The organism is Devosia sp. LjRoot16 (assembly GCF_964252795.1).
In the GTDB taxonomy this organism is placed as follows: domain Bacteria; phylum Pseudomonadota; class Alphaproteobacteria; order Rhizobiales; family Devosiaceae; genus Devosia_A.
This window is the reverse complement of record NZ_CAXUPH020000002.1, coordinates 22552-45750: the sequence shown is the minus strand read 5'-3', so window position 1 is coordinate 45750 and position 23199 is coordinate 22552. Positions and strand designations below refer to the sequence as shown.

Genomic DNA, 23199 nt, shown 5'->3' with positions numbered 1-23199 from the left:
TCAGTCTTCCCTGGGCAGTTCGATGCTGGCGCTGGCCATGGCGACGATACCCTCGCCGCGGCCGGTGAAACCGAGTTGCTCGCTGGTCGTGGCCTTGATGGCCACCCGGCCGGTGGAAACGCCGCAAACCGCGCCGATAGCGGCCTTCATCGCCTCGACATGCGGTCCGACCCGCGGCGCCTCGCAGACGATGGTGATGTCGAGGTTGACGATCCGGCCGCGCCGCTCGGTGACGAGGCCGGCGGCATGCTTCAGAAAGATCGAGGAGGCCGCGCCCTTCCATTGTGGGTCGGAAGGCGGAAAGTGCTTGCCGATATCGCCTTCACCCAGCGCGCCATAGATGGCGTCGGTCAGCGCGTGCAGCGCCACGTCGGCATCCGAGTGGCCCTTGAGCTTATGGGTGTGCGGGATCTCGACGCCGCCCAGCCACACCGAACTGCCAGTGTCGAACGGGTGAACATCGAAGCCGGTGCCGATGCGGGTTTCCATGGCCGTCTCCTTGCCCAGCAGGCGCTCGGCGCGGGCGAAATCCTCGGGGTGGGTGATCTTGAGGTTATGCGTGCTGCCTGGCGTCAGCGCGACGCTGAGCCCGGCCCATTCGGCGATCGCTGCATCGTCGGTGAACTCACGCGGCATCCGACCAGCGCGGAGGTGGGCCGAGAGTATCTGCGGGAAGCGAAACCCCTGCGGGGTCTGCGCCGCGAACAGCGTCTTGCGATCCTCGGTCGTGGTCACTGTTCGGCCGTCGACCGAACGCTTGATCGTATCGGTCACCGGCACGACGGGCAGGGCGGCCTCGCTCCCCCTCAGCGCTTCGATCACCCCACCGATCACTTCCGATGTGACCAGCGGTCGCGCCGCATCCTGGATCAGCACCAGGTCGGGCCGTTTGGGGCTCAGTGCGGTGAGCCCTGCCAGCACCGAGGCCTGCCGCGTCTCGCCACCGGTGACGGGCGGCAGCAGGCGCGGATCGGCGAGACCGAGCGCCGCATAGCGATCGACTTGTTCGGAGTGGATGACCGGCACTACCCAGCTGATGTCGTCGCGCCGCAGAAATGCCGCGATGCTGCGGCTTAGCACCGGCGTGCCGGCGAGATCGCGGTATTGCTTCGGGCTGGTGTCGCCGGCGCTGCTGGCGCGCTCTCCGCGCCCAGCAGCGACCACGATCACGGCGATGGTTCTGGTGCCTGTCATTGTCTTTTCATATCGCGCGCTTAGTGGCGCGGGCTTGGTCTACCGGCGGCTTTTCCCCGCAGCAAGCCCGGCACCGAACATTGCGCAATAGGGCGAGATATGTGGTTGCGCGCCGCCCGCTTTTGACTATTCTGCGGGCATTTCGTGGAAATGAGCAAATCTGGGGCAGGGTGTGTCTGATATTGCCTGCACATTGAGCATTGCTGGTCATGAGTTGCCGAACCGCGCCTTTCTGGCGCCGATGGCCGGGATCACCGACGCGCCGATGCGGAAACTCGCCGAGCGCTTTGGCGCCGGCCTTGTCGTCTCGGAGATGATCGCCAGCAACGCGCTGGCCACCAACAACGACGACATGGTGCGCCGCCTCAACAAATCCGGCTCGCTGCCGCATGTCGTGCAGCTCGCCGGCTGCGAGGCGGAGTGGATGCGGAAGGGCGCCGAGATCGCCTATGCGGCCGGCGCCGATATCATCGACATCAACATGGGCTGCCCCTCCAAACGTGTCACCAACGGCTATGCCGGCTCGGCGCTGATGCGGGTGCCCGATGAAGCCCTGAAGCTGATCGACGCCGTGGTTGCCGCGACACCGTTGCCGGTGACCGTGAAGATGCGGCTCGGCTGGGACGAGGACAGCCTCAACGCCGCCGACCTGGCGCGGCGCGCCGTCGATGCCGGAGCGCAGATGATCACCGTCCACGGCCGCACCCGGCAGCAGTTCTACAAGGGCGAGGCGCGCTGGAACCTGGTGCGCCCGGTGGTCGAGGCGGTGAGTGTTCCGGTGGTCGTCAACGGCGATATCACCAGTATTGACGCAGCGCGCGAGGCGTTGGAGCAATCCGGCGCTGCCGCCGTGATGATCGGCCGCGGGGCACAGGGGCAGCCCTGGGCCGTCGGACAGATTGGCTCACAGCTGGCCGGCCGGCAGCCCGAGGCCGCACCGACCGGCGCAGAGCTGGCCGAACTGGTCGCGGAGCATTACGACGCCATGCTGACCGATTACGGCACCCAGCTCGGGGTGCGCGTCGCGCGCAAGCATCTCGACTGGTATCTCGAGGCGGCCAACATCGTGCTGGACAAGCCGGTCCGCAGCCAGCTGCTCAATGCGCTGGAGCCGGCCGAGGTCAGCAAGATGATCGGCGATATCTACTCCGGCGACTGGAGGCTCGCGGCATGAGCAAGGTTCCGCCGCCGGCCCTCAGCACTGCTGTGCTGCAGGCGTTGCCACAGCCCGTCATCGTCTGCAGCGAAGACCGCACCATCGTCTTCGTCAATTATGCTGCCGAGGCGTTCTTCGGAGCCTCGCAAAGCGTCTTGTCGCGCCAGCGGCTCGACGACCTCATCGCCTTCGGCTCGCCCATCATCGGCCTGATGCAGGCCGTCGCCGATCGCCGCGGCCCGATGACCGAGTACCGCGTCCGCGTCGGCTCGTCGCGCTTCTCCGATGTTGGCGACGACCGGGTGGTCGATGTCTTCGCCTCGCCGCTCTCCGATGCCGATGGCCGTATCGCGCTCCTGTTCCAGGAGCGCACCATGGCTGACAAGATCGATCGCCAGCTGGTGAGCCGCGGCGCGGCGCGCTCGGTCACCGGCCTCGCCTCAATGCTGGCGCACGAGATCAAGAACCCGCTCTCCGGCATCCGTGGCGCGGCGCAGTTGCTCGAGCAGAGCGTCACGGCCGACGAGCTGCCGCTGGCGCGCCTAGTGCGCGACGAGGTCGACCGCATCGTCGACCTGATCGACCGCGTCGAGGTGTTCGGCGACGATCGGCCGATCGAACGCGAGCCGATCAATATCCACGTCATCCTCGACCGGGTGAAGCTCCTCGCCAAGAACGGCGTCGCGAGGGGCATTTCCTTCCATGAGGAGTATGATCCGTCGCTGCCGCCGCTCGGCGGCAACCGCGATCAGCTCATCCAGGTGTTCCTCAATCTGGTGAAGAACGCCGCGGAAGCCCTTGAGCGGACACCGAAACCTGAAATTCGATTCTCGACGGCGTTCCGCCCGGGCATTCGCATTTCAGTGCAGGGTGTGTCGGAGCGAATCTCGCTGCCGCTCGAGATCGTCATCGAGGATAACGGTCCCGGCGTGCCGCCCGACCTGGTGCCGATCCTGTTCGATCCGTTCGTTACCACCAAGGCCAACGGCTCGGGACTTGGCCTCGCGCTGGTCGCCAAGATCATCGGCGACCATGGCGGCGTCGTCGACATGGACAGCCGGCCCGGCCGCACCCGCTTCCGCATCCTGCTGCCGGTCGCCGCCAAGAGCACCATGACTGACACTGTCTCCCAAGAGGTTCCGGCCGAATGAGCCATACTATCCTGCTCGCAGACGACGATGCCGCGATCCGCATGGTGCTGAACCAGGCGCTGACCCGGGCCGGTTACGAGGTGCGCCCGACCGGCAACCTCTCGACCATGTGGAACTGGGTGAGCCGCGGGGAAGGGGACCTGCTGATCACCGATGTCGCGATGCCCGACGGCAATGCCTTCGACATCATGCCCAAGATCAAGAAGCTGCGTCCTGATCTGCCGATGGTGGTGATGAGCGCGCAAAACACCTTCATGACGGCGATCCGGGCCAACGAAGTCGGCGCCTACGAGTACCTGCCGAAGCCATTCGACATCACCGAGGTGCTCTCGGTGGTCGGGCGGGCGCTGGCCGACGCCAAGAAGGCCTCTCCTGCCGAAAAGAAGGCGGACGAGCCGGGTGAGACCATGCCGCTGGTCGGCCGCTCGCCGGCCATGCAGGACATCTACCGCGCCCTGGCGCGGCTGATGCAGACCGATCTGACGGTGATGATCACCGGCGAGAGCGGCACCGGCAAGGAGCTGGTGGCGCGGGCGCTGCACAATTTCGGCAAGCGCCGTAATGGCCCCTTCGTTGCCATCAACATGGCGGCCATCCCACGCGACCTGATCGAAGCCGAGCTGTTCGGGCACGAGAAGGGCGCCTTTACGGGCGCCACCGCCCGTTCTTCGGGCCGCTTCGAACAGGCCGAAGGCGGCACGCTGTTCCTCGACGAGATCGGCGACATGCCGATGGATGCCCAGACCCGACTGCTGCGCGTGCTGCAGGAGGGCGAGTACACCATGGTCGGCGGCCGCACGCCGATCAAATCCAACGTCCGGATCGTCGCCGCGACGCACCGCGATTTGAGCCAGATGATCCGCCAGGGCCTGTTCCGCGAGGATCTCTACTACCGGCTCAACGTCGTGCCGATCCGCCTGCCGCCACTGCGCGAGCGCGTCGACGACATCAACGACCTGGTGCAGCACTTCCTGCGCGCCGCGCAGCGCGAGGGCGAACCGGTCAAGACCATCTCCGCCGACGCCATCCGGCTGATGCACAACTACTCCTGGCCGGGAAACATCCGCGAGCTGGAGAACCTGGTGCGTCGCCTGTCGGCGCTCTACGCTGACGAGAACATCTCGCTCGAGATCGTGCAGAGCGAGCTCAACCTCGCCGACCGCCAGCCGGTGCAGAGCAGCAATGGGCCGGTGGACGTTTCGACCGCGGTCGAAACCCACGTCGCCCAGGTGCTGCGCGAGTATGAGCCGAACCTGCCTCCAGCGGGGCTCTACCAGCGCGTGCTCGACCGGGTCGAAGCGCCGCTGATTGCCATGGCGCTCAATGCCTGCGGTGGTAACCAGATCCGGGCCGCCGACCTGCTCGGTCTCAACCGCAACACGCTGCGCAAGAAAATCCGGGCGCACTCGATCGAGATCGTCAAGCAGTCGCGCCGCCAAGGCTGACAGCGCGCTGATACATCACTTTGCCGAGGCGGCCGCAGTCGGCTGTTGCGAAAATGCATCGACGGGACTACTCAAGCCAGTAAGTTGCTCTGGCGCCACTCCCTGGTGTCACATTTTGGCAACAATTGTCTTGAAGGGTGAATCGGTGGGCGAGGCCGCCCGCGATCCGTCCACAACCCGGCTTCTGGATGCACGACGCAACGCTCACCGGCGACGCACCACCCGAGTCGATTCCCGCGCCGTCCTCGGCACGGTCCCGTCCGCTGTTGTTCGGGGACACCGGCCGCAAGGCCATCCGCACCATCGGCCTGATCATCGTCCTCTTGTCGGTTTTCGTGTCGTCGGGCTCGTTCCTGATCATGACCGGCGCGACGGATATCGAGCCGACCCCCGAGGTCTGGACGGTCATCTGGGTGATCAACGGCCTGCTGGTGGTTTCGGTGGTGGCGCTGGTGCTGACCGAGGCGACGCTGCTGGTCCAGGCCCGGGTGCGCGGGCAGGCCGGCGCCGGATTGCAGGTCCGCATGGTGGCGATGTTCGCCACCGTGGCTGCCGTTCCGGCCCTGCTGGTGGCAGTCGTCGCCATGATTTCGCTGAACCAGGGCCTCGACCAGTGGTTCTCCGAACGCACGCGCACCATGGTGGAGAGCTCGCGCCTTGTCGCCCGCTCGTATCTGCTCGAGCACTCGCAGGTGCTGCGCGATGACATCATCTGGGTCGCCAACGAGCTGGAGCAGGCGCGCGGCACTTTCGAGACCGACCGCACCAAGTTCCAGCGCATCCTGACTGCCCTGGCGGTAACGCGCTCGCTGCCGTTCACCTCGCTGATCTCGGCCGACGGCGACACCCTGATGAAGGCGCAGATCAACGCGCCAGGCACCGCGCCGCGGGTGCCCGCCGGCCTGACGCAGGGCGTGGTCGAGGGGACGCCGACCGAAATCGGCCCGGGCCGCACCAATCTCGTCGGCTCGGTGGTGAAGCTGCGCGGCTACGACAACACCTACCTGTTCGTGGCCCGCCCGGTCGACCCGGAGGTGCTGGAGTTCACCCGGCTTACCGACGCCAACATCACCGAATACCGCAATTACGAGAGCAACCGGCTGGTCTTCCAGATCACCTTCACCCTCATGTATATCGGCATGGCGCTGGTGCTGCTGCTCGCGGCGGTGTGGATCGGCATCGCGCTCGCCAACCGCTTCGTCGACCCGATCCGTAACCTGATGATCGCCTCGAGCCGTGTTTCCGAGGGCGATCTCGACGTGCGCGTGCCGGTGCAGGAGGGCAGGGGCGACCTGCGCGATCTTTCCTCCCGCTTCAACACTATGACGCAGCAGCTGAAAACGCAGCGCGTCGCCCTGGTCGAGGCCAACGAGACCAACGAGAAACGCCGCCAGTTTACCGAGGCTGTGGTGGAGGGCGTGTCGGCCGGCATCGTCGGGCTCGATCCGTTCGGCGCCATCACGCTGGTGAACCTGCGCGCCGCCGAGATGGTCGGCTCCGACGAAATCTCGCTGGTCGGCAAGCGCATCGACGAGGTGATCCCGGGGCTCGCGCCGGTGATCGAGCGCGCCAAATCAGCCCGCCGCGGCACCATCCGCGACCAGATCGAGATCGGCTCGGGCCCCGACTACCGCACCTACCAGGTGCAGCTGACCCGCGAGGGCACGATGACCGAGTCCAAGGGGTTCGTCGTGACGCTCGACGACATCACCGACCTGCTCTCGGCCCAGCGCACCGGCGCCTGGGCCGACGTGGCGCGGCGCATCGCGCACGAGATCAAGAACCCGCTGACCCCGATCCAGCTCAGCGCCGAACGCCTGCGCCGCCGCTATGCCAGTAAGCTCGCCGACGACTTCGAAGTCTTTGACAAGTGCATCAACACCATCATCCGGCAGGTGGGCGATATCGGCCGCATGGTCGACGAGTTCTCCTCGTTCGCGCGCATGCCGGAAGCCAAGCTGGAAAAGGGTAACCTGACCGAGTCGATCCGCCAGGCAGTGTTCCTCGAGAGCGTCCGCCTGCCGGAAGTGACCATCAATATGGAGCTGCCCGAGCAGCCGATCACTGCGTGGTTCGACAATCGGCTGATCAGCCAGGTGCTGACCAACCTGATCAAGAACGCCGTCGAGGCGATCGAAGGCGCCGGGCTCGAAGGCATCAAGAATCCGGTGATCACCGTCGAGGCCGGCCCTGAAGGGGACATGGTTCGGCTGTCCATCTCCGATAACGGCAAGGGCTGGCCGAAGGAAAACCGGCACCGGCTGCTCGAGCCTTATGTTACGACGCGCGAGAAGGGCACGGGGCTCGGCCTCGCGATTGTCGCCAAGATCATTGAACAGCACGGCGGCAAGGTCGATCTGATCGACGCCGAGCCGGACGAGAACGGGCGCATCGGCGCCTGCTTTACCTTCACCTTGCCGCTCAAGCGGCCGGGCGAAACGGACGACGGGGAGCCAGCAGCTCCTCAGACGGTGGCGGGGCAGCAGACCGCTACCGAGACCACGAATGACGCAGCGGGTGGGGCAGACCCTGACAGCGGACAGCAAGAGGAGCCGCAATTGCAAGCGGTTGATAATACCTGATGGCCCTCGACATTCTCATTATCGATGACGAGGACGACATCCGCGACCTGATCGCGGGTATCCTCGAGGACGAGGGCTACCAGACCCGGCAGGCGCATGACGCCGATTCCGGGCTGAACGAGATCGCCCGGCGCCGGCCGAGCCTGGTGTTCCTGGATATCTGGATGCAGGGCAGCCGTCTCGACGGCCTGCAACTGCTGGATGAGTTCCAGAGCCAGCACCCGGATATGCCGGTGGTGATGATCTCGGGCCACGGCAATGTCGAAACGGCGGTGAGCGCCATCCGGCGCGGCGCCTACGACTATATCGAGAAGCCGTTCAAGGTGGATCGGCTGCTGCTGATCACCCAGCGCGCCATGGAGGCGGCACGCCTCAAGAACGAGGTGGCCGATCTCCGCGAGCGCTCGAACAAGACCGTCGAGCTGGTCGGCAACTCGCAGGCCATGCAGGCGGTAAAGGGCGTCATCGAAAAATCGGCGCCGACCAACTCGCGCATCTTCATTTCGGGCTCGTCCGGCACCGGCAAGGGCCTCTCGGCGCGGCTGATCCATCAGCGCAGCGCCCGGGCCGAAGCGCCGTTCGTCGAGATCAACTGCTCGCTCTACTCGCCCGAGGAAGTGGCGGTCGTGCTGTTCGGCCGCGAAACCCGCGAGAAGACCGGCACGCTGCGCACCGAGGTGGGGGCGCTGGAGAAGGCGCATGGCGGCACGCTCTACCTCTCCGAGGTGGCGGCCCTGCCGCAGGCAGCCCAGCAGGCGCTGCTGCGGACGCTGGTCGAGAGCAAGTTCAACCGTGTCGGCGGCGCCGTTGCCGTGCCGATCGACGTGCGCATCATTTCGTCGAGCTCGCAGAACGTCGCCGGCCTGATCGAGGACGGGCAGTTCCGTTCCGACCTGTTCCACCGCTTGTCGATCGTGCCGTTGCACCTGACGCCGCTGAAGGAGCGCCGTGAGGACATTCCGCCGCTGGTCGAGGTGTTCATCGAACAGGTCTGCCGGCTGCACAACCTCAAGAGCCTGTCGATCGGCGACGATGCCGTGGCAGTGCTGCAGGGCCAGGATTGGCCGGGCAATGCCCGCCAGTTGCGCAACTCGATCGAGCGGCTGCTGATCCTCGTCAAGGACCAGACCCCCGCCGACGGTATGATCACCGCAGCGATGCTGCCGCCCGATATCGGCGAAGTGCTGCCGACCGTCGGCGACAGCGACTCGTCGGCCCACCTGATGAGCCTGCCGCTGCGCGACGCCCGCGAAGTGTTCGAGCGGCAATACCTGATGGCGCAGATCGAGCGGTTCGGTGGCAACATCTCCAAGACCGCCGAGTTCGTCGGCATGGAGCGCAGCGCTTTGCATCGCAAAATCAAGTCGCTAGGACTCTAACCACGCGCTCAGGTGCCATGCGCGTGTACGGGTAGGCACTAAGATTCTTCTGTGCCATACTTCAAAGGCGATGGGAGAGTGACCATAAAAGGGGGCAGGGGCGGTGGCGGCCGTTGTTCCCATCAACAGGGCGTGGCCGTTGGCTTGCGGCCCGCGTAACATCCCGCGAGAAGAGGCCAACGAATGCCCAGCGAAAAGACCCAGAACCTCCAGGACGCGTTCCTCAACCATGTCCGCAAGCAGAAGGTGCCGGTCACGATCTTTCTCGTGAACGGCGTCAAGCTGCAGGGCGTGATCACCTGGTTCGACAATTTCTGCCTGCTCTTGAGACGCGATGCGCAATCGCAGCTCGTCTATAAGCACGCCATCTCGACCATCATGCCGGGCGCTCCGATCCAGCTGTTCGATCCCGAGCACACCGCCGAGGACTGAGACAAAACTTGAGCGATGACTTCGACGACGAGGCCGCCCGCAAGGGCGGCCCACAGGCATTCATAGACCAGCGTTCCGCGCCGACCCGCGTGGGCCTCGTCATTCCCGATGTCCGCGGCCGCGCCACCACCCACAGTATCGAGGCCCGCAAGGCCGAGTTCGAGGGCCTGGCCAGCGCCATCCGCGTGGAGATCGTGTTCTCCGAGATCGCCAAGGTGCGCGAGATCAAGCCCGCGACCTTCATTGGCGGCGGCCATGTCGAGGAGATCGCCAAGCGGGTGAAGGAGGAGGAGATCGAGCTCCTGCTCGTCGACACCGCCTTGCATCCGATTCAGCAGCGCAACCTCGAGAAGGAAACCGGCGCCAAGGTGCTGGACCGCACCGGGCTGATCCTCGAGATTTTCGGCGAGCGCGCCGCCACCCGCGAGGGTGTGCTGCAGGTCGAGCTGGCCCATCTCAACTATCAGAAGAGCCGGCTAGTCCGCAGCTGGACCCACCTCGAGCGCCAGCGTGGCTCGGGCGGTTTCGGCTTCATGGGCGGCCCGGGCGAGACCCAGCTGGAAAGCGATCGCCGGCAGCTGCAGGACCGCATCAAGATGCTGGAAGAGCGCATCGAGAAGGTGCGCCAGACCCGCGGCCAGCAGAAGGGCCGGCGCGACGCCGTGCCGTTCCAGGTGGTAGCGCTGGTCGGTTACACCAATGCCGGTAAATCCAGCATATTCAATGCGCTGACCGGGGCAGGGGTGTTCGCCAAGGACCTGCTGTTCGCCACCCTCGATACCACCGTCCGCAAGATCGGCTTGCCGCATGGCCGCGAGGTGATGCTGTCGGATACGGTTGGCTTTGTCTCCGACCTGCCGACCGACCTGATCGCTGCCTTCCGCGCTACCCTCGAAGAGGTGCTGGAAGCCCATGTCATCCTGCATGTCCGCGATGTCGCCAACCCCGACCATGCGGCGCAGGCGCAGGACGTGCTGAAGGTGCTGGAGGAACTCGGCATGTCGGCCGAGACCACCCCGATCATCGAGGTGTGGAACAAGGTGGATCTCCTCGGGCGCGACGCCGACGGCTCTTATCCGGCGCTGGCGACGCTGTCGCCGCTCGGTAAGGTCGCCACATCCGTGCCGGTCTCGGCGCAGACCGGCGAGGGGCTGGATAGACTGCTCGACACCATCGAGAAGGTGCTGGCCGGGCAGGGGCGGACCTACCGCGTGCTGGTGCCGCATACCGCCGGTGCCGATGTCGGCTGGCTCTACGGCCACGCCGAGATCATCGGCAAGGACGAGCCGGACGAGAACGGGCAGGTTTACGAGGTCCGGGTCGAGGCCCGGCACAAGAACGCCTTCACCGAACGCTTCGCCGGCCGCATCGAAGGCTCAGACGCCGCCTGAGCGGCCAAGCTGGATGTGCAGGTGGTCGTCATGGCGCGCCGCGCGACACCCCTGAAAGCGGATGTGGCTCGAGTTGACGCCCAGCGTCTGCTTCAGATGCGGCTCGATGAACACTGATCGGACACCGAAACGCGTCACGCCCGCTGTCGCCAGCCAGCGCAGGGCCGCGCGGGTGCGTTGTGGTTCGAGGCGGTAGTTCGGAAATAGTGGCTGCAAAGCGTCAAGGTCCCAGCGCAGGGTGATACCGTCTTGCGGCGCCGGGCAGGGCAGCACATCACCGGCTGCTGGCTGCTCGAAGGCGAAGTAGCCGATTGGTGACCGGGTCACGCCATTGCGAAACCTACCCTCGGAATCCTCATAATAGTAGGCGACATCGAGGGCCCGGCCGTTCCCGTGCGAGAGGTGCGGCAGCAGCGGAAAGCCGTCGAGGAATGGAAAGCTGCCATCGAGGACGAGGGTGGTTGTCCCCGGAAACTCCGCATCGACATGCTCGGCAAGTGCAAGAGCGACCTCGCGCAACTCCGGGGCGACGTAGTTGCGGTTCAGCACGCAATAGAGCGGAGACTGGGCGGCGAGCGTTTCTCCATTGCCGGCAAGGCACGGCAGGGGAACACGACCAAAGCTCGGCGCGACGAGCATCGCGATGATCGACGCAGCGCCATAGCACAACAGGAACAGGCCGAGCCGCAGCGCCTCGTGGCGCACTCGCAGCAGCCGCGCCAGGCCCAGCGTCGCGAGATAGGCCAGGCCGCCGATCTGCGTGACCAGCGTCAGCAGGGCGAAGATCAGCAGGCGAGCGACAAGCCGGAGCATCGCTCGCGGCCCCGACGCTTAGCCGCGCTCCTTGGCCCTGATCTCGTTCCAGTAGCCGTCGAGCCGCTCGAGGCCGGCTTCCGCCAGCGGCACGGCGTCCTCGCTGGCGCGGGTTTCGACGTAGCGGAAGCGGCGGTCAAATTTGACGTTGGCGTCGCGCAGCGCGGATTCACCTTCGACACCGAGTTTGCGGGCGAGATTAGCGGCGGCGAACAGCAGGTCGCCCAGTTCCTCCTGGATCTCAGCGGTGTTGCCGGCTTCCGCCGCGGCGGCCACTTCGTCCAGTTCTTCGCGGACCTTTGCCAGCGTCTGCCGCCAGTCGGGCCAGTCGAACTGCACCGAGGCGGCGCGACGGCTGAGCTTTTCTGCACGGGCGAGGGCAGGCAGGGCGTGCGGTACGTCATCGAGGATGGACGAGGGGGTTTGCTTCCGCTCCGCCTTCTTCGCCCGCTCGTCGGCTTTCACCTCGTCCCACTTGGCCTTGGCGCCGCCGGCGTTGCGCGCTGCTTCCTCTCCGAACACATGAGGATGTCGGCGTATCAGCTTCTCAGTAATAGCGAAAACCACGTCGCCGATATCGAACAGGCCTTTCTCCGACGCCATCTGCGCGTGATAGACCGGCTGCAGCAGCAGGTCGCCCAGCTCCTCGCGGAGGTCAGCATAATCCTCGCGCTCGATGGCGTCGGCGACCTCGTAGGCCTCCTCGATGGTGTAGTGCCGGATGCTGGCGAAATCCTGCTCCAGATCCCACGGACAGCCGCCGTCCGGGTTACGGAGGGCGGCCATGATCTCGATGAGGCGGGAAATGTCGCGGGACGGCTGCATGGCGGATCTCAGGTGATGTCGAAGCTGACGGCGTGGTTGCCCAGGCGGCCGATCACGTGGCCGGTACCAGAGATGGGCACGAGGCCGCAGAGCGAGCCGGTGGTGACCACCGTGCCGGCCTTCAGCGGGAAGGCCGGATTCTGGTTCTTGGCATAGGCGATGAACGAGTTGAGCACCGTGCCGAACGAGTGCTTGGCCGGCGCCGACCAGATCTCTTTGCCGGCGAACTCCAGGTGTACGTCGTAATTACCGATCTCGGCGCCGACGTCGCGATGCGTGGGGTCGATGACGTAACCATAAGCCGTGGCGTTGTCTGCAAGGCCGCCATAAGGGCCAGCGAGGCTGCGGTCGACATAACGCGTACCGCAGACCTCGATGCCGACAAAGTAATGACTGATCGCTTCGATGATATCGATCTCGTCGCGGTTAGCGGCGTCGGTCGTGAGGTCGGTGGCCAGCACGAGGCCAACCTCGACCTCGAGCCCGACGATCGTCGGCGACGACAGCTGGAACGCGCCGCTATTGCCGACGCGCGATCGATAGATCGGCGCACAGGCGCCAAGCCCATCCGGCGTCACGATGGTCTTGAGCAGCGCCGGCGTCTCGCTGAGCGCGCCGATGGTGGCGGACTGAATGCGCAGGGCGGCAGCGCGATCGAGCGCCGCATAGGGGGCTGCATCGACATCATGTCGGCCGGCACGCTGGGCCTCGATAAGCTGCTGGGTGAGGTCGGCTTCGGTCGGCATATCGCTATTCCTCCATTCGCATAAGATATATTATGGAACTATCGTACTAAACGAACCAGGCGCCACACTGGGCCGCAGCTGTTGCCCAATAGACAGCGACCTGTTCCACTGTCGCTGTGCAGTGATGCAGCTCATCGACAATCGACTCGATGAGCCACAGCACCGGACTTGAATACAGGTCCAGCCGACGATCGGCCATCCTCAAAGGTCCGGGCACGAAGCTGGACCGGCGTACCTCCGGGGATCGCGCACGCAGCAGGCGAATTTCAGAATAATTTCAGAACGCCCTCCAGGCGGCTTCAGGACTTGGGCGCAGCCCGATGCCACCATGAAGCTGACACGGCCGGGTCTTCCCCGGTTGCGTGATTCCAGCGTGACTTGGGGGCAAATCGAGCATGCGCACACTGAATTGGGAAGAAGCTCAGACGAAGCGCCGGCTCTGGGCGCTAAGCGCTGCGCTTGCGCTGTCGACGTCGCTGACCGCGCCCGTCCTCGCAGCAGACCAGACGATCACTGGCACACAAGTGGGTCCGATCACCGTCAATGCCCCGATCGATACCCTCGCCAGTTCCGCTACCATTACCGCCAACACCGGCGCCGGAGCGCTCATCCTGGGCGGCAATCCGGCCCACTTCAAGCAGGTGACCAACACCGGCACCATTACCGCCACCGGCGCATCAACCGATGGCATCAATGCCGGTGTTGCGATCGAGTCCTTCCTCAACAGCGGCTCCATCGCCTCCGACGATCTCGGCATCTACTATGGCGGCCTGTTTAGCGGGTCCGCGATGACCAACGCCGCAGGCGCCCTCATCGAGGGCGACAACGCAGCCGTCGAAATTTACTACGGCCTCAACAGCTTCGAGAACGCCGGCACCTTGCGAAGCACGGATGGCAACGCCTTCCGGGTCAAGGATACCGCCCCGTCTGGATATGGCTATGTCGGGACCTTCACCAATGCGGCAACCGGCGAAATCTACGGCGGCGATACCGTAGTGCTGCTCAAGGGCGGGGTCGGCACGTTCAACAACCATGGGTTGATCGAAACTACGGGCGGTGGCGCTGGCATCTATGCTCCGTCGGCGACTGCCTTCACCAATTACGCCGGCGGCACCGTCCGATCCACCCTCGGTACGGCAATCGTGTTCGAACGCCCTGCCCTCGCGGATCCGACCAGCGTCGGAATGTTTCTCAACGATGGTCTGGTCCAGGGAGGCGCCGGCGGCGTGGCGTTCACCGGCGTCAATGTCAACTCGTTCGCCAACGGCGCCAGCGGAAAGATCTACGGTGCCGGCAGCGACGCTGTGTTGTTCGACGGGAACGTGGCGACCTTCAGCAACGGCGGGTGGATCGAGGCCACTGGCCACGACGGTGTCGCAATCACCGGTACCGCCGGCACCTTCACCAATCGGGCTGGTGCGACGATCAAATCCGCCACCGGCAAGGCGGTCGATTTCGACGGCGCGGTCACGACTTTCGTCAACGACGGAACCATTGCATCGGGCTACAAGGGTATCGATCTCGATAGCCCCACGGGCAGCTTCACAAACACCGGCACCATTACCGCGGGTACCGGCCACGCGATCGATGGCTCATCGTACCACATCGATAGCTTCGTGAATTCCGGCACCATTACGTCGTCGAACTACTACGCCATTCACGCCGGCAGCTTCGGTTCGTTCAGCAACACGGGGACCATCCGGGCCGGCAGCGGCCGGGGCGTGGAGGCTTTCTCCGATCGCACCGAAACGTTCGTCAACTCAGGCTCGATCTTCGCTACCGATATTGCCGTCGACCTGGGGGCCGTAGGCTCATTTACAAACACCGCCACCGGTGTGATCGAGAGCAGCAACTATTATGGTGTCTGGCTCTCCAACAAGACCGACGGTTTCGTCAACCGGGGGCGCATTGCCACAACCGGCGGAACCGGCCCCGCCGTCCACCTCAATGATACCGTCGGCAGCTTTATCAACAGCGGGACGATCAATTCCTTCGGCGATACAGGCCTCACGGTTGTGCGAACCGGGACCGGACCCTTCGTCAACGAGGCCGGCGGCACGATCCGCGGCGAGGATTATGGTGCGCTCTTCTACTTCGGCGCGACAGCGTTCGAGAATCGCGGGCTGGTCACCGGCTGGGTTGGCATGGGCTTCTCCGACAATTCAACGTATGCCGCCAAGGTGATCAACTCGGGCACCATTGAGGGTGTCAGCGGCACGGCCATCGATTTCGGTGCAGACAACTTCTACAACTATGCGCACGACGACACCCTCGAGTTGCGTACCGGCTCGCGCATCCTCGGCAGCGTCAAGTTCGCCGGCGGCAGCGACACGCTCGACGTCTCCGGCTTTAAGGGCAGCACCATCCTCACCGTTGCTGATCTCGAAACCGTCCTCACGGGCGACCGCCTGGTCAACCAGCAGCTGACCTCGGGCACGGGCACTATCAGCATCATCGACGGCACGGGCATAACCGGTGGTGGCACGACCGTCATGCGAGAGGTGGCCGGCGCTATCGGCCGTGAGATCACTGGCGCTCTCGGCGCGCGTACAGGCGGCGCAGCGTCCGTCGAACCCATGGGCTATGCCCCGGCTCGCCCGGTCGGCGCCGCCGAGGCCGCCACCGGAGAGCTCGTTGCTGCGAGCGCCCCGGAAGTCTGGGGTAAGGTATTCGGCAGCGTCGCCAACAGCACCAATGACTACAGCAATGTCCTCGGCGGCATCGTCGCCGGCTCGCATACCGCCATCGACGCCAACACCCGGCTGGGTGGCGTTGTCAGCGTCTCCGGCTCCCGTTTCACCACAGTCGGCGGCCAGACCATCGCCTCGGGCATCGGCGCCGCCGGCCTCTACGGCAGTACGGACCTGGGCGATGTGACTCTCAGCTACTCGGTTCTCGGGGGCGTCGCAGCCAACCACTCCGACCGCACCGTCACCACCATGGTCACCGAAACCGCGAGCGCCGACTACGCCAGCTGGTTCCTGAGCCCGGAACTGGGGCTCTCGATCCCCGTCCCGCTGCTCGACGGTATCGAGACCGCAACCGGCTTCAAGCTTCGCTATGTCGGCGGCGAGGTTGGCAGCTACACCGAAACCGGCTCGTCACAAAACCTCTCGGTCGGCACCGCGGCCGTGAACCTGCTCGATGCCCGCATGGAACTCACCGCCACGACGCAAGTCGCTTCCAACGATTATGGTGAGGCGACTCTCTCCACCACTGCGGGGCTCCTCGCCCAGCAGAATTTCGGCGCCTCGGTCGCTATCGCCGGCTTCCCCTTCGCCACCACGCCCGACAGCTTCGCTTACGGCGCCTATGGTGACATCACGCTCGATAGCCCCATCGGCCCAGCCGCAAGAGCCTCCGCTTCCGCCGGTCTCGAACTCCGCTCCGACGGCGTCACTTCAGCATCCGCCAACCTGGGGATGTCGGCGGCATTCTAGGGCCGCCCCCTACCCTTCCCATCGGATCACGGGCGGACCGATGGTCGAGGGCTGATGGCTCTATCCCAGTACCGCCGTTGCGGTGATCTCGATCCGCAGCCCCTTGGCCAGCAGTTCCTTGACCACCACTGTGGCACGGATCGGGTACGGCTTGGTGTTGAAGAACTCGGCATACACACGGTTCATGCCTGGCGCGTCGGCGCTGTCGACGAGGAAGATCTGCACCTGGACGATGTTGGTGAGCTCGCCGCCAGCGGCGTTGATTGCTTGCTTGAGGTTCGATAGCGCCTGGCGCGTCTGCACCTCGATGTCGCCGTCGGTGATCTTGCCGGTCTTCGGATCCTCGGCCAGCACCACCAGCCAGACGTGATTGCCGGCGCGGACGCAGTCATTGATCGGGCCGCTGGATGGCGCGATGCCGGTATCGATGACTTCAATCATGGGCGGCTCCGTAGCGTCGGTACGATGATGGCGAAGCTAGCGAGGGCTGATGATCTCGCCGGCGGTGATGTCGATCTGTAGCCCGTCGAACGCCGGCCGCACATGCTCCGGCGTCATCGCGTCGGTCTGGACATAGTCGAGATCGATATGGAGGTTGGTCAGCACGGCGTGGCGCGGCTTGAGGTCCTCGACCAGCTCCAGCGCTTCGGACAGGCTCAGGTGGCTCGGATGCGGCGCCGGCCGCAGTGCGTCAAGCACCCAGGTGTCGAGCCCACTGACGGCGTCGCGGGAGGCGTCCGGAATGCCGCTGAGGTCGCACGAATACGCGAAGCCGCCCACCCGAAAACCCAGCGAGTAGATATCGCCATGATCCTGGCGGAACGGCAGGATGCTGATCGAACCGCCCGGCCCGTCCACCGTCAGCGGCTTACCGGCTTCGATCAGGTGCTGGTTGAGGATCGGCGGATAACCCGAACCCGGCGGGGCCGTGAAGCAATAGGCAAAGCTCGGCACGATCCGGTTGGCGGCCTCGGCGCTGAAATAGACGTCGACGCGCTTGCGGTTGTTCAGCGCCAGCACCCGTAGGTCGTCGATGCCGTGCGTGTGGTCGGCATGCTCATGCGTGTAGAGCACCGCTTCGACCCGATCGACCTCGGCCCGCAGCAGCTGCTCGCGCAGGTCACAGCCGGTATCGACGATGATGCGGGTCGGCTTATCCGAGCCGGCCGAGAAGCCTTCGATCAGCAGCGAACAGCGGCTGCGGCGATTCCTGGGATTATCGGGATCGCAGACGCCCCAGTGGCCGCCGATGCGCGGCACGCCACCGGACGAGCCGCATCCCATGATCGTCGCTACAATATGTTGTGCTTCAGGCATTACGCCTTAGCCTTTGAGAACAAACGGAAAAAATTAGCTGTCGTTTCATTGCCGAGCTGCTCGAGGCTGACGCCGCGAACCTCGGCTACCTTGGCGGCGGTATGGGCGACATAACTCGGCTCGTTGGTACCGCCACGGTGCGGCACCGGAGCCAGATAAGGCGCGTCTGTTTCAACCAGATAACGGTCTGATGGGACAAACTTTGCGACCTCGCGGATTTCCTCGGCATTCTTGAAGGTGATGATGCCGGAGAACGAGATATAGCCGCCGAGCTCCAGGGCCTGGCGGGCAAGTTCGGCGCCGCCGGTGAAGCAGTGGAGCACGAAAGGGAAGGCCCCCTGCCCCACTTCGTCGGTCAGCACGGCCGCCATGTGAACGTCGGCGGAGCGGGAATGGATCACCAGCGGCAGCCCGGTGAGGCGCGATGCGGCGATGTGCCGGCGCAGCCCGGTCTCCTGCGCTTCTTTGGGTGCGTTGTCGTAGAAATAGTCGAGCCCCGCCTCACCGATGGCGACGCATTTGGGGTGCGCGCTCAGCCGGACCAGATCCTCGGTCAAGATGTCGAGCTCTTCGTCGGCGTGGTGCGGATGGGTGCCGACCGAACACCAGACCTCGGCGTTTTCTTCGGCGATGGCTTTGATCTCGTCGAAGCGCTTCACCCGGGTCGAGATGGTCACCATGCCATCGATCCCCGCCGCTTTGGCACGGGCCAGCACGCCGGCCCGATCGGCGGCGAGCTCGGGGAAATCGAGGTGGCAGTGCGAGTCGATCAGCATTGGCCTATGCCGTCTTTGGGTGCTCGAACTTCTTGAACACCGGTTCGGGCGGCGGCAAGACGGTTCCGGCGGGAACGCTGGACGCGCTCAGCGCATGGGTCAGGAGGCGTTGGTCGGCCGGCACCGCCAGCGCATCGAGGAACTTCGCTGCCGAACCCGGAACGAACGCCTGCGCCGCGATCGCGGCGCGACGGACGATGTCGGCCGTGGTCGTAAGGATCGTGCCCATGCGCGGCAGATCGGCCTTCAGCCCCCACGGCGCCTGGTCGGCGAAGTAGAGGTTGGCGGCGTTGAGCAGCGTGGTCAGCTCGCCGGCGGCCTCGTGGATCTGCTGCGTCTTCATGGCGAGATCCATCTTGCCGATGGCCGCGATGGCCGTGGCGACAATGGCATGCTCTGCCTCGGTTGGCTGCGCCTCGGGCAGCGCGCCACCAAAATTCTTCTGGATCATCGACAGCGAACGTTGCGCCAGGTTGCCGAAATTGTTGGCGAGGTCGGAGTTGTTGCGGTTGATGAACTTCTCGCGGCCCCAGTCGCCGTCCTGGCCGAAGCTGACTTCGCGCAGGCAGTACCAGCGCACCGGATCGGTGCCATAGAGGTCGAGCTGCTCATGCGGGTCGACGATGTTGCCGACCGACTTCGACATCTTCTTGCCTTCCGAGGTCAAAAAGCCATGCGCGAAGACGCGGTGCGGCACCTCGATGCCGGCGCTCATCAGGAAAGCCGGCCAGTAGACGGTGTGGAAGCGGATGATGTCCTTGCCGATGACGTGCAGGTTCGCCGGCCAGAACTTCTTGAACTGTTCGGAGGCACGATCGGGAAAGCCGACGCCGGTAATGTAGTTGGTGAGCGCGTCGACCCAGACATACATCACGTGCCCGGAAGCGCCCGGCACCGGAATGCCCCAGTCGAAGGTGGTGCGGCTGATCGAGACGTCGCGCAGGCCGGCCTTCACGAACGACACGATCTCGTTGCGCCGCTCTTCGGGGGCGATGAAATCCGGGCGGTCGGCGTAAAGCTTCAGCAGGCGATCCTGATAGGCGGAGAGGCGGAAGAAGTAGCTGTCCTCCTCGACCCACTTCACCTCGGCGCCGGTCGGCGCGAACTTCTTGCCGTCCTCGCCGTCGGTGAGCTCTTCTTCGTCGAAATAGGCCTCGTCGCGGACCGAGTACCAGCCCTTGTAGGTCGATTGGTAGATGTCGCCATTGTTGCTGGCGGCCATCCGGCGCCAGATTTCCTGGCTCGACTCGTAGTGGCGCGGCTCGGTGGTGCGGATGAAATCGTCGTTGGAGACGTCGAGACGCCCCGCCAGCTCCTTGAAGCGGGCGGCGTTGCGGTCAGCCAGTTCGCGCGCCGTGATGCCTTCGGCCGCTGCCGTCTGCACCATCTTGATGCCGTGCTCGTCGGTGCCGGTGAGGAAATACGTGTCCTTCCCCTCCAGCCGGGCCCAGCGGGCGATGGCGTCGGTGGTGATCATCTCGTAGGCGTGCCCGATATGCGGCGCGCCGTTGGGATAGGCGATGGCAGTGGTGACGTAGAACGTGTCGGTCATGGTGTCGGCTGGACGCTCAGGAGCTGGTGTTTCCGGATCGCATCAAAAAGCGCGACCAGGGTCTGCCGCATGTCGAGGTTGTATTCATCGGCATCGGCGAGTGAAAGCCGGGCCTTGTCCCATAGCTCGTTGGCCGAGGCAAGGCGAACCCGGTCGCCCGCGCTCGCGGCGGCCTTGGCGGCATCCGCCAGCCAGTCATTGAGAATGTCGCGGGCAAAACGCAGCTCGGCGGAGTCGCGCTCGCCGCCGAGCGCATCAGCCAATGCGATGCGGGCCGCCGACGGCGCCCCCGCGGGATCGGCGAGCCAAGCCTGCAGCAGCTGCAGCGCGCCCCCCTCCCCCAGCAGCATCGCCTCGAAACCGCGGCGCGGCCGCCCGCCGGCGAGCGACACGGCGCGATCGATGGCGAGTGGCTGCCCGCCGACCTGATCCAGTACCGTGCGGACCTCGCGGTCGGCGATTGGCCGCAACGCCACCTGGAAGCAGCGCGATTTGATGGTGGGGAGGAGCGAGCCCGGCCGGTGCGAGACCAGCAGGAACGTGGTGTCGGCCGGTGGTTCCTCGAGGATCTTTAACAGCGCGTTGGCCGACGAGGTGTTGCAGTCGTCGATCGGATCGACAATGGCGATGCGGTGCCCGGCGCGGCCGCGCGTCATCCGCATCTCCTCGATGAAGCGGCGGACTTCCTCGACGCGGATCGCGGTGTAATAGCCCTTGCCGGTATCGCGGACCGATTTGCGCATCACGAACAGGTTCGGATAGGCGCCGGCGGCGACCTGCGCCGCGATGTGGCCGGGCGACTCATCGCCGGTCTTTTCGAAGATGCGGCGCGCCAGGTCGAAGGCCAGCGTCGCTTTGCCGATGCCGCGCGGCCCATGGATCAGGATGCCGCCGGGCAGCCGCCCGGCATCGAGCCGATCGAGCAAGGTGGCGCGCGCCGCATCGTGACCGGAAACGCCGGTCTGGAACTCGGGCAGCGGCACGCCTTCGAGCTGGTCGGGTTCGCGTTCGGGATAGTCCAATTCAGTCGGCCTTTGCCTCGAGCTCGGGGAAGCGCCGGTTCAGCGTATCCCAGATCTCCTGCTCCAGCGCATCTTCCGATTGGCCGGCGGGCAACACGACGCAGCGCTCGGGATTGGCCTTGCCGATGGCGAGGAAAGCCTGGCGCAGGCGGCGGTGCCACTCGAGATCTTCCTTCTCGAAGCGATCGCCGGTTTCAGCCAGCGCCTTCTCGATCTCACGGTTGTTGACCCGCGCGAAGGCGATGGCCGGATCCATGTCGAGAATGAAGGTGATGTCGGGCTGGTGGCCGTCGAGCGCCAGCGTCTCGAGCCCGCGGATCAGCTTGTCGTCGACGCCGCCGGTAAGGCCCTGATAGGCCCGGGTCGAATCGTGGAAGCGGTCGGAGATCACCCATTTGCCGCTGCTGAGGCTGGGGGCGATGAGCGAGCTGACATGGTCGTAGCGGGCGGCGGCGAAGAGCACGGCCTCGGCCCCGGCGCCCCAGCTCTCGGAGCGCCCCTGCAGGATGAAGGCGCGGACCGCTTCGGCCTTGGGCGTGCCGCCGGGCTCGCGGGTGCGGACGGCTTCGATGTCCATGCGGTTCAGCCGCACCAGCAGGCGCTTGACCTGCGTCGACTTGCCGACGCCTTCGCCGCCCTCAAAGGTGATGAAACGGGCGGCGGGTTTCGCCGGCACATCGAGCATTGCTTTGCGTTCCCGAACCCGGAGCGCTTTCAGGAAAAGTTGCAGACTTTTCCGGTTCGAAAGCGCGACAAATCAAACAGGTAGAGCACTGCCACGACTCAAGGAGGCGGGGAAGTGCTCTACAACCAGCCGAGCGCCAGTTCCTTGAGCGCGTCGGTTGCCTTGCGGACGATATCGCCGTCGGCGACGTCCTCGCCCGCGTAGAGCGGGGTGACCTGTACCACGGCGCCGTTGCACATGACATTGAGCTGGGCCAGTTGATCGCCCTTCTGCACAGGCGGGCGGATCGGCGCCTTGTAGGTGACCGTGGCCTGCGGGCAGTTCTGCGCGCCCTTGGGCAGGAACAGATCGATGCTGCCCTTGCCCACCAATGACACCTGCCCGGCGCTGCCGCCATAGACATCGGCATGCGAGATGGCGGAGCCCTCCGGGAACACCGGGATCAGTTCGAAGCCGCGGGTGCCCCAGGTGACGAGCTTGCGCGCCTCTTCGGTGCGCTCGGTCATCGATTTGAGCCCGTGCAGCACGGCAATCAGACGGCGGCCGGTGGCGGCGGTCGAGACCACTTCACCATAGCCGGCGGCCTCGGTGTGGCCGGTCTTCAAGCCATCGACGCCGATCCCGATCTCCAGCAGCGAGTTGCGGTTCATCTGGCGGATCTTGTTCCAGGTGAACTCCTTCTCCGAGAAGATCGGGTAGTATTCGGGGAACTGCGCGATGATGAAGCGGGCAATGGTCGCAAGGTCGCGCGCCGTCGAGAACTGCGCCGGGTCGGGCAGGCCGGTAGCGTTGACGAAGTTCGAGCCGCTGAGGCCAACCTCCTTGCCCAGCTGGTTCATCATCTGCGCGAAGCTGAGCTCACTGCCGGCAATGCCCTCGGCCAGCGCGATCGCCGCGTCGTTGCCGGACTGGATGATCACCGAGCGGACCAGATCCATCACCGGGATCTTCGAGTTCAGCTCGGCAAACATGGTCGAGCCGCCCGATGAGGCGCCGCCATCGCGCCAGGCATGCTCGGAAATGAAGAACTCGTCGGTCGGCTGGAGCTTTTTCGACTGCAGCTGGTCGAACACCACGGCCAGCGTCATCAGCTTGGCCATGCTGGCGGGCTCGAGCTGCTCGTCACCTGCCTTGTTGAACAGGATCGTGCCGGACTCGTAGTCCATCAGTACGGCAAACGGCGCCTTGGTGTCGAAATCCTGCGCGTGTGCGGGTGCCGCCAGACAGACGGCAAACAGGGCGACCAGCAGTTTCAGGCCAAAATTCCGCAATCTCAACCCCGATCGCGGTCAA

General features: G+C 65.1%; 19 protein-coding genes. 8 read left to right on the top strand and 11 right to left on the bottom strand.

All coding sequences use genetic code 11. The annotated features are described in order from the left end of the window. Window positions 1–1194, bottom strand: coding sequence for a bifunctional 2-C-methyl-D-erythritol 4-phosphate cytidylyltransferase/2-C-methyl-D-erythritol 2,4-cyclodiphosphate synthase (locus tag ACSQ23_RS10590; protein ID WP_436090601.1), 1194 nt, complete (start codon window positions 1192–1194; stop codon window positions 1–3). A 193-nt stretch (window positions 1195–1387) separates the two neighbouring features. Between ACSQ23_RS10590 and dusB the strand changes: the two genes are divergently transcribed. The 7 genes from dusB to hflX all read left to right on the top strand — a co-directional run bounded on the left by dusB (window position 1388) and on the right by hflX (window position 10730). Then, the gene (gene dusB, locus ACSQ23_RS10585) at window positions 1388–2368 is read left to right on the top strand and encodes a tRNA dihydrouridine synthase DusB (protein ID WP_156384540.1); all 981 of its coding nucleotides are present in this window, start codon (window positions 1388–1390) and stop codon (window positions 2366–2368) included. Next, window positions 2365–3501, top strand: coding sequence for a two-component system sensor histidine kinase NtrB (locus ACSQ23_RS10580; RefSeq protein WP_436090600.1), 1137 nt, complete (start codon window positions 2365–2367; stop codon window positions 3499–3501). Before dusB ends, ACSQ23_RS10580 begins: the two co-directional genes overlap by 4 nt. After that, the gene (gene ntrC, locus ACSQ23_RS10575) at window positions 3498–4946 is read left to right on the top strand and encodes a nitrogen regulation protein NR(I) (protein ID WP_055996412.1); all 1449 of its coding nucleotides are present in this window, start codon (window positions 3498–3500) and stop codon (window positions 4944–4946) included. The genes ACSQ23_RS10580 and ntrC overlap by 4 nt, the downstream gene beginning before the upstream one ends. 188 nt (window positions 4947–5134) lie before the next feature. Continuing rightward, window positions 5135–7528, top strand: a complete 2394-nt coding sequence (locus ACSQ23_RS10570; RefSeq protein WP_055881334.1) for a sensor histidine kinase NtrY-like — start codon at window positions 5135–5137, stop codon at window positions 7526–7528. Beyond that, window positions 7528–8907, top strand: coding sequence for a nitrogen assimilation response regulator NtrX (gene ntrX / locus ACSQ23_RS10565; protein WP_055881337.1), 1380 nt, complete (start codon window positions 7528–7530; stop codon window positions 8905–8907). Before ACSQ23_RS10570 ends, ntrX begins: the two co-directional genes overlap by 1 nt. Before the next feature lie 183 nt (window positions 8908–9090). Then, entirely contained in the window at window positions 9091–9339 is a 249-nt protein-coding gene (gene hfq / locus ACSQ23_RS10560) for an RNA chaperone Hfq (protein WP_055881338.1), read from the top strand. Between the two features lie 8 nt (window positions 9340–9347). Further along, window positions 9348–10730 (top strand): GTPase HflX, encoded by a 1383-nt coding sequence (gene hflX / locus ACSQ23_RS10555; protein ID WP_436090599.1) that lies wholly within the window; start codon window positions 9348–9350, stop codon window positions 10728–10730. On the opposite strand, the gene ACSQ23_RS10550 is transcribed toward hflX, so the two are convergent. Genes ACSQ23_RS10550 through ACSQ23_RS10540 form a run of 3 tightly spaced genes read right to left on the bottom strand, consistent with a single transcriptional unit; the run spans window position 10716 to window position 13114 of the window. After that, complete coding sequence (locus ACSQ23_RS10550) at window positions 10716–11543, bottom strand: hypothetical protein (protein WP_055996417.1); 828 nt, start codon at window positions 11541–11543, stop codon at window positions 10716–10718. The genes hflX and ACSQ23_RS10550 overlap by 15 nt on opposite strands. Before the next feature lie 18 nt (window positions 11544–11561). Beyond that, on the bottom strand, window positions 11562–12368 hold the full coding sequence (gene mazG / locus ACSQ23_RS10545; RefSeq protein WP_055996420.1) for a nucleoside triphosphate pyrophosphohydrolase: 807 nt from the start codon (window positions 12366–12368) through the stop codon (window positions 11562–11564). A gap of 8 nt (window positions 12369–12376) precedes the next feature. Next, the gene (locus ACSQ23_RS10540; RefSeq protein ID WP_436090598.1) at window positions 12377–13114 is read right to left on the bottom strand and encodes a hypothetical protein; all 738 of its coding nucleotides are present in this window, start codon (window positions 13112–13114) and stop codon (window positions 12377–12379) included. Between the two features lie 395 nt (window positions 13115–13509). On the opposite strand from ACSQ23_RS10540, the gene ACSQ23_RS10535 reads away from it, so the two are divergent. Continuing rightward, entirely contained in the window at window positions 13510–16554 is a 3045-nt protein-coding gene (locus ACSQ23_RS10535) for a beta strand repeat-containing protein (protein WP_436090597.1), read from the top strand. Between the two features lie 60 nt (window positions 16555–16614). Here ACSQ23_RS10535 and ACSQ23_RS10530 read toward each other — a convergent pair whose 3' ends face one another. The 7 genes from ACSQ23_RS10530 to ACSQ23_RS10500 form a co-directional block, all read right to left on the bottom strand. Continuing rightward, on the bottom strand, window positions 16615–16995 hold the full coding sequence (locus ACSQ23_RS10530) for a RidA family protein (protein ID WP_436090596.1): 381 nt from the start codon (window positions 16993–16995) through the stop codon (window positions 16615–16617). A 36-nt stretch (window positions 16996–17031) separates the two neighbouring features. Continuing rightward, window positions 17032–17871, bottom strand: coding sequence for an MBL fold metallo-hydrolase (locus ACSQ23_RS10525; protein WP_436090595.1), 840 nt, complete (start codon window positions 17869–17871; stop codon window positions 17032–17034). Continuing rightward, window positions 17871–18647 carry a TatD family hydrolase gene (locus ACSQ23_RS10520; protein WP_055881360.1) on the bottom strand — a complete coding sequence of 259 codons (777 nt, stop codon included), beginning with the start codon at window positions 18645–18647 and terminating at the stop codon, window positions 17871–17873. Before ACSQ23_RS10520 ends, ACSQ23_RS10525 begins: the two co-directional genes overlap by 1 nt. A 4-nt stretch (window positions 18648–18651) precedes the next feature. After that, window positions 18652–20199 carry a methionine--tRNA ligase gene (metG, locus tag ACSQ23_RS10515; RefSeq protein ID WP_436090594.1) on the bottom strand — a complete coding sequence of 516 codons (1548 nt, stop codon included), beginning with the start codon at window positions 20197–20199 and terminating at the stop codon, window positions 18652–18654. Beyond that, a complete protein-coding gene (locus ACSQ23_RS10510; protein ID WP_436090593.1) occupies window positions 20196–21221 on the bottom strand; it encodes an AAA family ATPase in 1026 nt (341 codons plus the stop codon). Before ACSQ23_RS10510 ends, metG begins: the two co-directional genes overlap by 4 nt. 1 nt (window position 21222) lies before the next feature. Beyond that, window positions 21223–21906 carry a dTMP kinase gene (gene tmk / locus ACSQ23_RS10505; protein ID WP_436090592.1) on the bottom strand — a complete coding sequence of 228 codons (684 nt, stop codon included), beginning with the start codon at window positions 21904–21906 and terminating at the stop codon, window positions 21223–21225. 119 nt (window positions 21907–22025) lie between these two features. After that, complete coding sequence (locus ACSQ23_RS10500; RefSeq protein ID WP_436090591.1) at window positions 22026–23177, bottom strand: D-alanyl-D-alanine carboxypeptidase family protein; 1152 nt, start codon at window positions 23175–23177, stop codon at window positions 22026–22028. Between the last annotated feature and the right edge of the window lie 22 nt (window positions 23178–23199).

Excerpts from the sequence above, each read along its gene's own strand:
- ntrX (WP_055881337.1), top strand. The coding sequence starts at position 7,528 with ATGGCCCTCGACATTCTCATTATCGATGACGAGGACGACATCCGCGAC.
- ACSQ23_RS10520 (WP_055881360.1), bottom strand. The coding sequence starts at position 18,647 with ATGCTGATCGACTCGCACTGCCACCTCGATTTCCCCGAGCTCGCCGCC.
- ACSQ23_RS10590 (WP_436090601.1), bottom strand. The coding sequence starts at position 1,194 with ATGACAGGCACCAGAACCATCGCCGTGATCGTGGTCGCTGCTGGGCGC.
- tmk (WP_436090592.1), bottom strand. The coding sequence starts at position 21,906 with ATGCTCGATGTGCCGGCGAAACCCGCCGCCCGTTTCATCACCTTTGAG.
- ACSQ23_RS10570 (WP_055881334.1), top strand. The coding sequence starts at position 5,135 with ATGCACGACGCAACGCTCACCGGCGACGCACCACCCGAGTCGATTCCC.
- ACSQ23_RS10535 (WP_436090597.1), top strand. The coding sequence starts at position 13,510 with ATGCGCACACTGAATTGGGAAGAAGCTCAGACGAAGCGCCGGCTCTGG.
- ACSQ23_RS10530 (WP_436090596.1), bottom strand. The coding sequence starts at position 16,995 with ATGATTGAAGTCATCGATACCGGCATCGCGCCATCCAGCGGCCCGATC.
- ACSQ23_RS10550 (WP_055996417.1), bottom strand. The coding sequence starts at position 11,543 with ATGCTCCGGCTTGTCGCTCGCCTGCTGATCTTCGCCCTGCTGACGCTG.
- mazG (WP_055996420.1), bottom strand. The coding sequence starts at position 12,368 with ATGCAGCCGTCCCGCGACATTTCCCGCCTCATCGAGATCATGGCCGCC.
- metG (WP_436090594.1), bottom strand. The coding sequence starts at position 20,199 with ATGACCGACACGTTCTACGTCACCACTGCCATCGCCTATCCCAACGGC.
- ACSQ23_RS10540 (WP_436090598.1), bottom strand. The coding sequence starts at position 13,114 with ATGCCGACCGAAGCCGACCTCACCCAGCAGCTTATCGAGGCCCAGCGT.
- ACSQ23_RS10580 (WP_436090600.1), top strand. The coding sequence starts at position 2,365 with ATGAGCAAGGTTCCGCCGCCGGCCCTCAGCACTGCTGTGCTGCAGGCG.
- ACSQ23_RS10525 (WP_436090595.1), bottom strand. The coding sequence starts at position 17,871 with ATGCCTGAAGCACAACATATTGTAGCGACGATCATGGGATGCGGCTCG.
- ntrC (WP_055996412.1), top strand. The coding sequence starts at position 3,498 with ATGAGCCATACTATCCTGCTCGCAGACGACGATGCCGCGATCCGCATG.
- hfq (WP_055881338.1), top strand. The coding sequence starts at position 9,091 with ATGCCCAGCGAAAAGACCCAGAACCTCCAGGACGCGTTCCTCAACCAT.